At 64.4% G+C, this 13,747-nt stretch carries 12 protein-coding genes; 11 read left to right on the top strand and 1 reads right to left on the bottom strand.

The genetic code is table 11. The features are described from left to right. Positions 1 to 5 precede the first annotated feature (5 nt). Complete coding sequence (locus ACLFLU_RS34625) at positions 6 to 293, bottom strand: hypothetical protein (protein WP_426409167.1); 288 nt, start codon at positions 291 to 293, stop codon at positions 6 to 8. Positions 294 to 896: 603 nt separating this feature from the next. On the opposite strand from ACLFLU_RS34625, the gene tolQ reads away from it, so the two are divergent. From tolQ to ACLFLU_RS34570, 11 genes are all read left to right on the top strand, one after another. Beyond that, the gene (gene tolQ, locus ACLFLU_RS34620; protein ID WP_027532430.1) at positions 897 to 1,613 is read left to right on the top strand and encodes a protein TolQ; all 717 of its coding nucleotides are present in this window, start codon (positions 897 to 899) and stop codon (positions 1,611 to 1,613) included. A gap of 43 nt (positions 1,614 to 1,656) precedes the next feature. Then, a complete protein-coding gene (tolR, locus tag ACLFLU_RS34615; RefSeq protein ID WP_426409166.1) occupies positions 1,657 to 2,109 on the top strand; it encodes a protein TolR in 453 nt (150 codons plus the stop codon). Between the two features lie 4 nt (positions 2,110 to 2,113). After that, on the top strand, positions 2,114 to 3,073 hold the full coding sequence (locus ACLFLU_RS34610; RefSeq protein WP_426409165.1) for a protein TolA: 960 nt from the start codon (positions 2,114 to 2,116) through the stop codon (positions 3,071 to 3,073). Between the two features lie 41 nt (positions 3,074 to 3,114). Further along, positions 3,115 to 4,470 carry a Tol-Pal system beta propeller repeat protein TolB gene (gene tolB, locus ACLFLU_RS34605; protein ID WP_426414131.1) on the top strand — a complete coding sequence of 452 codons (1,356 nt, stop codon included), beginning with the start codon at positions 3,115 to 3,117 and terminating at the stop codon, positions 4,468 to 4,470. Positions 4,471 to 4,711: 241 nt separating this feature from the next. Beyond that, positions 4,712 to 7,048, top strand: a complete 2,337-nt coding sequence (locus ACLFLU_RS34600) for a putative bifunctional diguanylate cyclase/phosphodiesterase (protein ID WP_426409164.1) — start codon at positions 4,712 to 4,714, stop codon at positions 7,046 to 7,048. 169 nt (positions 7,049 to 7,217) lie between these two features. Beyond that, positions 7,218 to 7,946: an N-acyl amino acid synthase FeeM domain-containing protein gene (locus tag ACLFLU_RS34595; RefSeq protein ID WP_426409163.1), complete on the top strand. Its 729-nt coding sequence runs from the start codon at positions 7,218 to 7,220 to the stop codon at positions 7,944 to 7,946. 257 nt (positions 7,947 to 8,203) lie between these two features. Beyond that, positions 8,204 to 8,692, top strand: a complete 489-nt coding sequence (pal, locus tag ACLFLU_RS34590; protein ID WP_148772002.1) for a peptidoglycan-associated lipoprotein Pal — start codon at positions 8,204 to 8,206, stop codon at positions 8,690 to 8,692. Between the two features lie 184 nt (positions 8,693 to 8,876). Beyond that, the gene (gene ybgF / locus ACLFLU_RS34585) at positions 8,877 to 9,911 is read left to right on the top strand and encodes a tol-pal system protein YbgF (RefSeq protein WP_426409162.1); all 1,035 of its coding nucleotides are present in this window, start codon (positions 8,877 to 8,879) and stop codon (positions 9,909 to 9,911) included. Between the two features lie 83 nt (positions 9,912 to 9,994). Beyond that, positions 9,995 to 11,086, top strand: coding sequence for a tRNA lysidine(34) synthetase TilS (tilS, locus tag ACLFLU_RS34580; protein WP_426409161.1), 1,092 nt, complete (start codon positions 9,995 to 9,997; stop codon positions 11,084 to 11,086). A 303-nt stretch (positions 11,087 to 11,389) separates the two neighbouring features. Then, positions 11,390 to 13,312 carry an ATP-dependent zinc metalloprotease FtsH gene (gene ftsH / locus ACLFLU_RS34575; RefSeq protein WP_200469746.1) on the top strand — a complete coding sequence of 641 codons (1,923 nt, stop codon included), beginning with the start codon at positions 11,390 to 11,392 and terminating at the stop codon, positions 13,310 to 13,312. A gap of 266 nt (positions 13,313 to 13,578) precedes the next feature. Further along, a complete protein-coding gene (locus ACLFLU_RS34570) occupies positions 13,579 to 13,719 on the top strand; it encodes a hypothetical protein (protein ID WP_426409160.1) in 141 nt (46 codons plus the stop codon). The last annotated feature ends 28 nt before the right edge of the window (positions 13,720 to 13,747 follow it).

Raw genomic sequence — 13,747 nt, 5'->3', positions numbered from 1 at the left:
AAGGATCAGGCGGCAGCCTTGTTCTTGATGGCGCCAATGATCGCGGTGAGGATCGCCCCGCCGGCGCCACCGGCGACGAGCTGCGACACGACACCGCCGACGCTCAGATTTCCCGATTGCACAGCGGCCGCGACGGAGGGAAGCAACAACGTCACGACCTGGCCGAGCACTCCGCCGCCGACCAGACCGGAAATGATGTTGCCGGCCATTCCGAGATCAAATGTCGGCGAAGACTTGCCTGCGCCAACTCCACCAAGCGCGCCGGAGATGAGGTTGATCAGAATCTGTTCCATGAAGACCTCCCCTATGACGGCCGCTCATTCGCCACTACCATCGGTTGACGAGCGGCCCATCCGACACTCTCAGGCGGTTTGCAGGCAAAAACAATAGAGCTGTGCCGCCATTCGCGAAGCGAAGCGACCGTCGTGCGTCGCACAAATTGCATGGCGAAGGTCTGCTCCGCTGAGCATGTCGTGGCGGTCATGGGCCCGGACGACACCGTGGAACCAGCTTGAGGAGCCGGTGGATCGGAAAGGGACGGAGCCATCCCCATGAGGCGCTCAATGCCGTCTCTTCCCGCGTCCAACCTCCTGCGTTGGCTGTCTTTCCCGCAGCCAAATTCGGTCGCGGTAACCGCACATTAACCATGGCCGGGCTCTGGTAATTACGGACAGCCGCGCCCAAAGCCCGAAGTCAAGTCCCTCGGGTCGGGGCCCTTAGTTTTGACATCTTGGCAGGGAATGCAGGCGGCGGCTTTGGACAAGCCCCTGCACCCCAGAAAGACAAGGCTTTGAGCGGGCTTGCCAGCCGCGCCGGTTCTAGCGCGGCTACTCGGGAACCGGCCGCCATTTGCGGGCCAGGACGTAGGTAACGATCGCCTTGAGAGGATACTGCTGATGAATCCGGCCGACGTGGCTCAGTCCGCCCTTCCGGTTGCCGCCTCCGCCGACGTGTCGCTGATCGCGCTGTTCTGGCAGGCTCACTGGATCGTGAAGTGTGTCATGCTGGGCCTGCTGTCCTGCTCGGTCTGGGTCTGGGCCATCGCGATCGACAAGATCTTCCTCTATGCCCGCACCCGCCGCTCGATGGACCGGTTCGAGCAGGCGTTCTGGTCCGGCGAGTCGATCGAGGAGCTCTATCGCACGCTCTCGGCCAAGCCGACCCATTCCATGGCGGCCTGTTTCGTCGCCGCGATGCGCGAATGGAAGCGCTCGTTCGAAAGCCACGCCCGCTCGGTCGCGGGCCTGCAGATGCGTATCGACAAGGTCATGAACGTCTCGATCGCCCGCGAGGTCGAGCGGCTGGAACGCCGCCTGCTGGTGCTCGCGACTGTCGGCTCCGCCGGCCCCTTCGTCGGCCTGTTCGGCACGGTCTGGGGCATCATGTCGAGCTTCCAGTCGATCGCGGCGTCGAAAAATACCTCTCTGGCGGTGGTGGCGCCCGGCATCGCGGAAGCGCTGTTTGCTACCGCGGTCGGCCTTATCGCCGCCATTCCTGCCACTATTTTCTACAATAAGTTCACTTCCGAGGTGAACCGGCAGGCGCAGCGGCTCGAGGGCTTCGCAGATGAATTTTCAGCCATTCTGTCCCGTCAGATCGACGAGCGGGGCTGACGGACGGCATGTATAGTGTGAAGGCGAGATTGGGCACCAAGCCATGGGCATGAACGTAGCCAGTTCGTCCGGAGGCGGCGGGCGCCGCAGCCGGCGCAAGCCGGTCATGGCCGAGATCAACGTCACGCCGATGGTCGACGTGATGCTGGTGCTGCTCATCATCTTCATGGTGTCGGCGCCGCTTTTGACCGTGGGCGTGCCGCTCGACCTGCCGCAAACCCAGGCCAAGAGCCTCGACCAGAACGACCAGAAGCCGTTGCAGATGTCGGTCGACATCAAGGGCAAGGTGTTCATCAACGACGCCGAGGTGGCGCTGACCGATCTGATCCCGAAGCTGAAGGCGATAACGGACGCGCGCGGCGGGCTCGAGGAACGCATCTATCTGCGCGCCGACAAGAAGGCGGACTACGGCACGGTGGCGAGGGTGATGGGTTTGTTGTCGGGCGCGGGTTTCAAGAAGCTGGCGCTCGTCACCGAGGCGGATCAGGGGTCCTAAGCCGGTGAAGGTGAACGTCGACAAGACACTCGTTGCGTCGATTGCCCTCCACGTCCTCGTGATTGGATGGGGCCTGCTCACCTTTAGCAGCAAGGCCTTCATCGCGCCGGAAGAGTCGCTTCCGGTCGATATCATCTCCAGCGACCAGCTCGCGCAGATGATGTCGGGGCAGAAGACCGGCAAGAAGGAAGAGCCGAAGCCCAAGGTCGAGAAGATCGCCGAGGCCAAGCCCGAGGAAGACGCCGCCGGCAAGGTCACCGAGAAGAAAGAGCTGATCAAGACCAACTCGACCCCCGATACGCCGCCGCCGCCTGTCGAAAAGCCGGTCGAGAAGAAGCCCGATCCGCCGAAGCCGGTCGCGGAGACCAAGCCGAAGGAAGAGCCGAAGCCGCAGGAGAAGAAGCCTGATCCGGCCAAGGAAGATCCGATTGCGGAGCTTCAGAAGAAGCTGGATACCAAGAAGCCGCCGCCCAAGCCGGTAGAGCAGAAGGTCGCGGCGGTGCAGCCGCAGCAGCAGCCGAAGCCCAAGGAACGTACCTTCGATCCCGCGCAGATTGCCCGAGACCTCGACAAGCGTGCTGCGACCCGGCACGAGCTCGCCGGCTCGGCGCTGAATGCTTCTGCGTCACTGGGCTCGACGACCGGGGCGGCCGCCAACAACGTCGCGACCTGGCAAGGTGCATTCCAGGGCGCGGTCAAGCGCTGCTTCACGCCGACCTATAACGGGCAGGACGCGAACCTATACGAAGCCGACATCGACATTCCCATGAGGGTCGACGGATCGCTGGCGTCGGAGCCTGTCATCGTCGCGGTGCGAGGACCGTCGCGGTCGATCGCCCAGGCGGTCGCGGAGAGTGCCAAGCGCGCCATCGTGCAGTGCCAGGTGTATTCGTTCCTGCCGAAGCAGCAATACGACAGCTGGAAGCTCATTCCGATGACTTTCGGCCTGAAAGACATGTTGTGACATCCGAACAAAAGAATTTTGCGATGAATGACGTTCGATCGATGAACCGCCGCCGCTTCATGACCCTGACCGGGTCGACGCTCGCGTTGCTCGGGGGCGGCCAGGCGTTTGCTCAGCAGCCGCAGCCGCAGGGGCGGCTGCGCATCGATCCCACGGAGTTTCGCCCGATCCCGATCGCGATCACCAATTTCGTGCCGGGCTCGCCCGCCGACGGCGATGTCAGCAACGGCGTCACGCAGGTCATCACCAACAATCTGAAGCGCTCGGGCCTGTTCGCCCCGATCGACCAGGCCGCCTTCATCGAGCGCATCAGCAATATCGACGTCGCGCCGCAATTCCAGAACTGGAAGACCCTTAACGCGCAGGCCCTCGTCACCGGCCGCATGACGCGGCAGCCGGACGGCCGCCTCAAGGCCGAATTCCGCCTGTGGGACGTGGTGACCGGCCAGCAGCTCGCCGGCCAGCAATATTTCACCTCGCCGGAATATTGGCGCCGCATCGCCCACATCATCTCCGACCAGATCTACGAGCAGATGACCGGCGAAAAGGGCTATTTCGACAGCCGCGTCGTGTTCGTCGACGAGTCCGGGCCGAAGGAGCGCCGCGTCAAGCGGCTGGCGATGATGGACCAGGACGGCGCCAATGTGCGCTATCTGACCCGGGGCGCCGACCTCGTGCTGACGCCGCGCTTCTCGCCGAACTCGCAAGAGATCACCTATATGGAGTTCGGGCAGGGCGATCCGAAGGTCTATCTCTTCAACATCGAGACCGGCCAGCGCGAGATCGTCGGCAACTTCCCCGGCATGACCTTTGCTCCAAGGTTCTCGCCGGACGGTCAGCGCGTCATCATGAGCCTGCAGCAGGGCGGCAATTCCAATCTGTTCGCGATGGATCTGCGCTCGCGCTCGACCACGCGCCTCACCGACACGCCGGCGATCGATACGTCTCCGTCTTACTCGCCGGACGGCACCCGCATCTGCTTCGAGTCCGATCGCGGCGGCAGGTCGCAGATCTATGTGATGGCGGCGGGCGGCGGACAGGCGCAGCGCATCTCCTTCTCGAAGGACGACAACAACGCCACCTACTCGACACCGGTGTGGTCGCCGCGCGGCGATTACATCGCCTTCACCAGGCAGGGCGGCGGGCAGTTCTCGATCGGCGTCATGAAGCCGGACGGCTCCGGCGAGCGGCTCCTCACCTCCGGCTATCACAATGAGGGCCCGACCTTCTCGCCGAACGGCCGCGTGCTGATGTTCTTCCGCGATCCCGGCGGCAATGGCGGACCGTCGCTGTTCTCGGTCGACATCTCCGGCCGCAACGAGTTGAAGGTGCCGACGCCGGGCTTCGCTTCCGATCCGGCTTGGTCGCCGTTGCTGTCTGCGACCGCAGGCCAATAGGTCGATCGCGCGTTTGCAACGCGCGGGGTTTAAAAAAAACGCCGATTTTTCGGGTTTCTGCGTGCGCGGCAAGCTTTCCTTCACCTTGTGCCCGGCAAGGCTTGCCTAGTTGCTTGATTTCTCAGCAGAAACGGTTTCGCTATTGCCGAAAAACAACTCGACTTTAACGATGTTCCCTCAGAAAGGCTTCATCTGGTGTGGGTAAAAGTACGCGCCAAACAGGACGCGCGTACAAACGAAAATGCAGTTCGCAAGCCAGACCGGAAAATCCGATCGAGGACAGACGGCGCCCCCAGTGTCGGCGGCGCTGAATGATTCCCTGTTCGAAGCGCCCGGTCCGCTGTTTGCGGGTATCGTCTTCGTCGCTATCGGGGCCGCCATCACGGCGCTGAGGACCGGACAAACCCTGACCTGGGCGACGGTGGCGCTGATCATCCTGGCCGGAGCTCTCCGGTTGTTCGATCTGCGGCGCTTCCTGCCGCGCAAAGCCAGCCTGACCGCCGAAGAAGCCGTGGTCTGGCAAAGGCGTTATCTGATCGGCGCGCTGATCCAGGCGGCTGCCATTGGGACATGGTGCGCGCTCGCTCTGGTGAGCACTGACGACGCCGTCGTCCACATGATCGCTCTCTCCATCACCACGGGGATCGTCGGGGGAGGCGCCGGACGCGCTTACGGGCGGCCGTCGATCTACCATCTGCAGGCCGGCCTCATGTTCGGTCCTGCCGTCATCGCGCTGGCATCGCACGGTACGCCCTACTACATCGCCATGGCACTCGTGAGCGCCGCATTCCTGCTGGCGATCATGCAGCTCTCGGCCAATCTGCACAGAATATTCATGCGCGCGGTCGTGGCCCGTGAGCGCGAAGCCGCGCTCGCCGGCCAGTTCGATACCGCCCTGAACAACATGCCGCACGGTCTGTGCATGTTCCGCGTCGACAGGCAGCTCGCGGTGATGAATCACCGGTTCAGCGAGATGCTGGACCTCCCCAACGATCTCGCCCGGAACGGCATCAGCGCGCGTGACATCCTGGCTGCGTGCGTCAGCTCCGGCTCCATCTCGGCCGCGAGCGGCGAGATGATCGTCGCCGAGATCGAGAATTCGCACCCGAACGAGATCGTGACCATCGACCCCGACGCGGAGAGAAACCGGTCATTGTCCTGGACGGTCCAGCCGATGGCCGACGGCGGCGCAGTGCTGCTGCTCGAGGACGTGACCGAGCGGCGTAATGCCGAGGCCAAGATTACCCATCTTGCCCGTTACGACGAATTGACGGCGCTCCCCAACCGGGTCCATTTCCGCAACGAGATCGAATCCCTGCTGGCGGCCTCGCGTCATTCCGACCGGCTCTCCGCGCTGCTGTTCATCGACCTCGACCAGTTCAAGCAGGTCAACGACACGCTCGGCCATCCCTGCGGCGACCAGCTGCTCTGTGCGGTGGCCAACCGCCTGCGCGAGATGCTGCGCCCCGAGGATTTCGTCGCCCGCTTCGGCGGCGACGAGTTCGTCGTATTCCAGCAGAATATCAACGCGGCCGAGGATGCCGCGAGCCTTGCCCGCCGCATCGTCGAGCGCCTGAGCGAGCGCTACCGGATCGACAATCACCTGGTCGAGATCGGCGCCAGCGTCGGCATCGCGCTGACCTCGCCGGAGGGCGCCAGTGCCGACACGCTGCTCAAGAACGCCGACATGGCGCTCTACCGCGCCAAGGCCGACGGCCGCGGCACCTTCTGCTTCTTCCGCGACGAGATGGCGGCCACCGTCGAGGCCCGCCGCATCCTCGAGCTCGACCTGCGCAAGGCGCTCGCCAACGAGGAGTTCGAGCTGTTCTACCAGCCGCTGGTCAATCTGAAGTCCGGCAAGATCACCACCTGCGAAGCGCTGCTGCGCTGGAATCATCCGGTGCGCGGCACGGTCTCGCCGGTCGATATCATCCCGGTCGCCGAGGACATGGGCCTGATCGTCGATCTCGGCCGCTGGATCCTGCGCCGCGCCTGCATGGAATGCATGAAGTGGCCGGAGGGCGTCAGCGTCGCCGTCAACTTCTCACCGCAGCAATTCCACCAGCGCGACGTGCTGAGCGAGATCCGCTACGCGCTCGAAGTGTCGGGCCTGCCGGCGCACCGCCTCGAGATCGAGATCACCGAATCCTCACTGCTGCGCAACACCCAGCTCACCCACGATATCCTGTCGCAGCTGCATGCGCTCGGCGTGCGCATCTCGCTGGACGATTTCGGCACCGGCTATTCCAGCCTCAGCTATCTGCACAACTTCCCGATGCAGAAGGTCAAGATCGACCGCTCTTTCCTCGAGGGCATCGACACCGACCGCCCGCTGACGCTGTTGCGCGGCGTGGCGCGGCTATCCGCCGACCTCGGCATGGCGGTCGTGGTCGAGGGCATCGAGACCAACGAGCAGCTCGAGCTGGTTAGCGCCGACGGCACCGTCTCCGAGGGACAGGGATACTTGTTCAGCCGGCCGGTTCCGGCCGTCCGGATCCGCCAGTTGCTCGACGCCTCGTATGGTCGCCGCATCGCGGACGCTCAGATCGTCTCGATCTCCTCGCGGTCGTTTGGCTAGCGCCGCGCTCCCGGCCGTCGCCATTTCCTCAACGTTTCTCCGCATTTCCCCGGGGTCCTACGGGCCATGATCCTTAACCCTAACAATTCGAACCCTTTGCAATTCGGTTAAGGAAACATTAATCTTGTCCACACTCGCGGAAGTTGCCTTGAGTGGGCGGGAGTATGTGATGAAGTCAGGAGCCGAGCCGCGCGCGCCGCTCGAAATTCGAGGGGCAGGGTTGTTCGACCGCCTCGACTACCGCCTCATCGAGACTCCCGAGGACCGTGATGCCGTCTACGCGATGCGCTACAGGGCCTATCTTCACGGCGGACTGATCTCACCATCGGCATCTCAGCGGATCGTCGACACTTACGACGATGCGCCCAACGCCTGGATATTCGGGATCTATCTCGACGGAGAACTCTGCAGCTCTCTGCGCCTTCACGTCCTGACGTCAGAATGGCGGATGTCCTACACCACGGAATTGTTCGGCGATGTTCTCAACTCTCGCCTCGATCGAGGCGAGGTTTTCGTCGATCCCGCGCGTTTTGCAGCAGATCCGGACAAGAGCCAGCGGTTTCACGAGCTCCCTTATCTGACGCTGCGGCTGGCCTATCTGGCCTGCGATCATTTCAATGCCGATCTCGGACTTGCGATGGTGCGTACGGATCACCAGGCGTTTTATCGCCGGATCTTCCTGCATGAGACCCTCACGGAGCCGCGTCCGTTCCCGGGCTGGCATTCGCGGAAGGTGGTCCTGATGGCCTCCGATTTCGCCAAGCTCCGGGAGCGGGTCTTGACCCGCTTTCCCATCATGCGCTCGAGCGCCTTTGAGCGACGGATGCTGTTCGATCGGGTCGGCCAGACCCAGCCTGTGTCCCGGCCCGTCCTCGTTCCAGCCACCACCGTGGCCTGATCGGCTAACGCCGGTTCCCGCCAAGGTCCCCGCAAAGGCCCAAAATTCAAGCAGACTCGGCGTTTTTGCCGGCTAACACCGCTTGCCTTCACCCTCGCGCCACATTTACAACCCATTAACCATGGCGGGTGCTTTTCGCTGGTTGGGGGCATTTGACCGGCTGAGGCAAGGTTCCGTCAAGGTTGACGGAACGTTCGCTTAACCAACCCCCTGTAGACCGGACAGCAGTGGACGAACGTGAGCGTGGAGGCTCCGGAATGAAATATCCTATGCGTATCCTCCAGGGATTGAAGCTGGCCGCGGTGGTTGCCATCGCACTGTCGATGGGCGCCTGCGCCAAGCAGAACGCGGGCTTGGATGCGAACGCGAGCGCGGCGACGCCGGGCAGCCAGCAGGACTTCGTGGTGAACGTGGGCGACCGCGTGTTCTTCGAGAGTGACCAGACCGATCTGACCCCGCAGGCGATCGTGACCCTCGAGAAGCAGGCGCAGTGGCTGCAGACCTATCCGCGCTACTCCTTCACCATCGAAGGTCACGCCGACGAGCGCGGCACCCGCGAGTACAACATCGCGCTCGGCGCCCGCCGCGCCCAGTCGGTGCGCTCGTTCCTCGCCTCGCGAGGCATCGATGCGAACCGCATGCGCACGATCTCCTACGGCAAGGAGCGTCCGGTCGCCGTCTGTAACGACATCTCCTGCTGGTCGCAGAACCGTCGCGCTGTGACCGTGCTGAACGCGAGCTCCTGATACTCAGTCAGGCGCCGTTCATCTTTGGAAACCGATTATTCCGGCGCCCTCTCGGGCGCCGGTTTCGTTTCAGCGATCTGTGACAGAAACCCCGTGGTGCCAGTCACATTTTTGGCGTACTGCCTTTCAAAGTGTGGCGCGTCGCATGTTCCGTCGCAGATTTCGTTTTCGTCGTCAGGGCAAGATGTCATCCAAATTCAAGGCAATTACCGGCACCGTGGCGTTCGCCGCGCTGCTTTCTTTGTGCGCGCCCGTCTTCGCCCAGTCGGATGATGATCCCGAGATGCGGATCGAGCGGCTGGAGAACCAGCTGCGCCAGCTCACCGGCCAGAACGAAGAGCTGCAATATCGCAACCGCCAGCTCGAGGATCGCATCCGGCAGCTCGAGGGCGGCGCGCCAGGCGCGGCTCCCGGCCAGGCTCCCAACGTCGCGGCCCTGCCGCCGGCCCAGGTCGCCCCTGGCTATCGCCAGCAGCCTCCGCAGCAGCAACAGGCAGCGCAGCCGAACTACGAGCAGCCGCAGATCGCTTCTCCCGCGCCGATCGTTCAGGAACAGCCGGGTCCCGGCGCGCCCGGCACGCGTCGCCGCGGTGATGCGTTCGACCCGAGCCAGACGCCGAATGCGCCCGGCGCCCCGCGCGCGCTTGGTGGTGGCCAGCAGCCGATGTCGGCTCAGGGTGGCGCGCCCGGTGGCCGCGCCCCCGGCGAGCCGCTCGACCTCAATAACAATGGTGGCCGTTATCCGCAGGCCGCAGCACAGCCCGGCTATCCGCCGGCGCAACAGGGCTCTCCCGCGCAGGCTGGTGCTCCGGCTCTCGCGACCTTGCCGCCCTCGGCGACGCCGCGCGACGAGTTCGACCTCGGCATCGGCTACATGCAGCGCAAGGACTATGCGCTCGCCGAGCAGACCATGAAGAATTTCACGGCGAAATATCCGACCGACCCGCTGCTTGGCGACGCGCAATACTGGCTCGGCGAAAGCTATTTCCAGCGCCAGCAATATCGCGACTCGGCCGAGGCCTTCCTCGCAGTCACCACCAAATACGACAAATCGGCCAAGGCGCCGGATGCGCTGCTGCGGCTCGGCCAGTCGCTCGCCGCGCTGAAGGAGAAGGAAGCCGCCTGCGCCGCCTTCGGCGAGGTCGGCCGCAAATATCCGCGCGCCTCGGCCGGCGTCAAAGCCGCCGTCGACCGCGAGCAGAAGCGGGTGAAGTGCTGATCTGCGGCGTTTGCGTCCTGACAATGCGGATGATGCTGCGCTAGATATGACGGGCCATCCGCCTGTGATTGCTGGGCCGCGTCATGTCAGACGACGACAATTCTCCGATCTCCGCACGCGAAGCCAAGCAGCTCTTCGCCGAGCTGAAAGCCGCGCCGGCGCTGGTGCTCGCGGTCTCCGGCGGGCCCGACTCGGTCGCGCTGATGTGGCTCGCGGCGCGCTGGCGGCGCAGCCTCGCGCGCGGCCCGGAGCTCACCGTCGTCACCGTCGATCATGGCTTGCGGGCGGAGGCGGCGCGCGAGGCGCGTGAGGTCAAGCGGCTCGCCACTGACCTCGGATTGACGCACCGGACCCTGCGCTGGCGCGGTGCAAAGCCGGCAACCGGATTGCCGGCCGCCGCGCGCGAAGCCCGCTACCGCCTGCTCGCGCAGGCCGCGCGCGCAGCCGGCGCGAGCCATGTGCTGACCGCCCATACCCGCGACGACCAGGCCGAGACGCTGTTGATGCGGCTGCTCCGCGGCAGCGGCATCGCAGGTCTCTCGGCGATGGCGCGCCTCTCGACGCGCGACGGCCTCGTGCTGGCGCGTCCGCTGCTCGATGTGCCGAAATCGCAGCTCATCGCCACCCTCAAGCGGGCCCGGGTCGGGTTTGCCGACGATCCCACCAACCGCGACGCGGCCTTCACACGGCCGCGGTTGCGGGCGCTGCTGCCGCAGCTTGCAGCCGAGGGCGGCGACGCCCGCACGCTGGTCCGTCTATCGGCGCGGCTCGCCCGGGCGAACGCGGCGGTCGAGGTGCTGACCGACGGCGCCGAGCGCTTCCTCCATTTGCGGGATCGCGGCGATGCGCCGCAACAGCCAGGCGTTCGCAGCTTCGAGGCCGCGGCCTTTGCTACCCTGCCGGAGGAAGTCCGGCTGCGGCTGTTGCTGCGGGCCATCGACGCGCTCGGGCATGAGGGGCCGGCGGAACTCGGCAAGGTCGAGACCCTGCTGGCCGCGCTCGATCAGGCCATGCGCGACCGGGAAATGTCCGCCCGCTCCCGTGCACCTGCAAAGGGCCGTGCCATCCTGAAGCAGACCCTGGCGGGAGCCTTGATCAGCCTCGCCGGGGGGCGTATCCACATCGCGCCTGCGCCGGCCCGGCGGTCCCAAGGAAACTTGAAAAAGCAAACGTGAAAAGGGGCTTGAAGGGCGGAAGAGGGCGGATCATGACACCGGCCGTTTCAGCCGGAGCTCGTCAGGACACCTTAACCAGGCAGGAGAAACCCCGGCCTTGACGCCATTATTTCAGCGGGAATCGCTCTAAGATGGGATAAATAGTCCCATCTCGTTCCCTTGGCAGCGACCGGGGCGGCACCTAAATTGTATCCGTCTAACAGAGAGGATTCCTTGGGGATTTCCTCGTTACTGCCCAAATAGCAACCCGAGATAACTACCCAAGGATCAGGCCGCGATCCGCGCGACCACGAAGGAAGATCGATGAACGCCAATCTGCGCAATTTCGCCCTCTGGGTCATCATTGTTTTGCTGCTCTTGGCGTTGTTCACGCTCTTCCAGAATCCGGGTCAGCGGGCTTCCTCGCAGGACATCGCCTTCTCGCAGCTCTTGAGCGAAGTTGACCAGGGCCGTGTCCGCGACGTCGTGATCCAGGGGCCGGATATCCACGGCACCTTCACCAACGGCTCGAGCTTCCAGACCTATGCGCCGAACGACCCGACGCTGGTGAAGCGCCTGTATGACAGCAAGGTCCAGATCACCGCGAAGCCGCCGGGCGACAACGTGCCGTGGTTCGTCTCGCTGCTGGTCTCCTGGCTGCCGTTCATCGCGCTGATCGGCGTGTGGATCTTCCTGTCGCGGCAGATGCAGGGCGGCGCCGGCAAGGCGATGGGCTTTGGCAAGTCGCGTGCGAAGATGCTGACCGAGGCCCATGGCCGCGTCACCTTCGAGGACGTCGCCGGCGTGGACGAAGCCAAGCAGGACCTGCAGGAGATCGTCGAATTCCTGCGCGACCCCGGCAAATTCCAGCGCCTCGGCGGCCGCATTCCGCGCGGCGTGCTGCTGGTCGGCCCTCCCGGCACCGGCAAAACCCTGATCGCGCGTGCGGTCGCGGGCGAAGCCAACGTGCCGTTCTTCACCATTTCGGGTTCGGACTTCGTCGAAATGTTCGTCGGCGTCGGCGCCTCTCGTGTGCGTGACATGTTCGAGCAGGCCAAGAAGAACGCGCCCTGCATCATCTTCATCGACGAAATCGACGCGGTCGGTCGTCACCGTGGCGCCGGTCTCGGCGGCGGCAATGACGAGCGCGAGCAGACGCTGAACCAGTTGCTGGTCGAGATGGACGGCTTCGAGGCGAACGAGGGCGTGATCCTGATCGCCGCGACCAACCGTCCCGACGTGCTCGATCCCGCGCTGCTGCGTCCCGGCCGCTTCGACCGTCAGGTCGTGGTGCCGAACCCCGACGTCGTCGGCCGCGAGCAGATCCTCAAGGTTCACGTCCGCAAGGTGCCGCTGGCGCCGGATATCAACCTCAAGACCATCGCGCGCGGCACCCCGGGCTTCTCCGGCGCCGACCTGATGAACCTCGTCAACGAAGCCGCCTTGACCGCTGCGCGCCGTAACAAGCGCATGGTGACTCAGGCCGAGTTCGAGGAAGCCAAGGACAAGGTGATGATGGGCGCCGAGCGCAAGTCGCTCGTCATGACCGAGGAAGAGAAGCTCTTGACGGCCTATCACGAGGGCGGCCACGCCATCGTCGGCCTCAACGTGCCCGCGACTGATCCGATCCACAAGGCGACCATCATCCCGCGCGGCCGTGCGCTGGGCATGGTCATGCAGCTCCCCGAGCGCGACAAGCTGTCGATGTCTCTGGAGCAGATGACCTCGCGCCTCGCCATCATGATGGGCGGCCGCGTCGCCGAAGAGCTGATCTTCGGTCGCGAGAAGGTGACGTCCGGCGCTGCCTCCGACATCGAGCAGGCCACCCGCCTTGCCCGGATGATGGTGACGCGCTGGGGCCTGTCGGAAGAACTCGGCACCGTTTCCTACGGCGAGAACCAGGACGAGGTGTTCCTCGGCATGTCGGTCTCGCGGACCCAGAACGCCTCCGAGGCGACCGTCCAGAAGATCGACTCCGAAATCCGTCGTCTGGTCGAAGAAGGCTATAAGGAAGCGACCCGCATTCTCACCGAGAAGCACGGTGACCTCGAAGCGCTGGCCAAGGGCCTGCTTGAGTTCGAAACGCTCAGCGGTGACGAGATCGTCGATCTCCTCAAGGGCAAGAAGCCGAACCGCGAGTCCGTGCTCGAGCCGGCCACGCCGCGCGCCTCGGCCGTGCCCCCGGCCGGCAAGTCGCGCCCGCGGCCCGATCCGGATCCCGGCCTGGAGCCGCAGCCGCAGGCGTGATCGCAAGCGGCAGATTGAATTGAAAAACGCGGCGGAAACGCCGCGTTTTTTGTTGGCTGGTCACTCAGCTCTCGCGCCCCGGCTCTGCGCAGCAACGCTCGCGCGTTGCAGCGCGTCCGGGACAGAGAGGAAGACGCGCCATAGGTGAATCCGCGCTATGCCCGCCAGATCACGAAGAGGGCATTGCGGCGGGGCTAAATTGCCTCTTGCTGGCCATGATTTGGGGGGTACATTCGGCGAATCTGGGCGATGGCAGGGCAGTTGCAATGACGGCTCAGTCCCACAAGACCGCCGAACAGGAGTACGAGGAGCAGGTTCGCATCCTCATCCGCATCGTTTCAGCCTCCACTTTGGGGCTGCTCGCTTTCGCTGCGGGCCTGTTGATTGGGACCTTTCTGTTCGCGTGATCGAAGATGAATGACCGGCTCCCTGGAG

The sequence above is a fragment of the Bradyrhizobium ganzhouense genome, assembly GCF_049949285.1.
Classification (GTDB): Bacteria; Pseudomonadota; Alphaproteobacteria; order Rhizobiales; family Xanthobacteraceae; genus Bradyrhizobium; species Bradyrhizobium ganzhouense.
The sequence above is the reverse complement of the archived record's forward strand: the minus strand, read 5'-3'. Positions and strand labels throughout refer to the sequence as shown.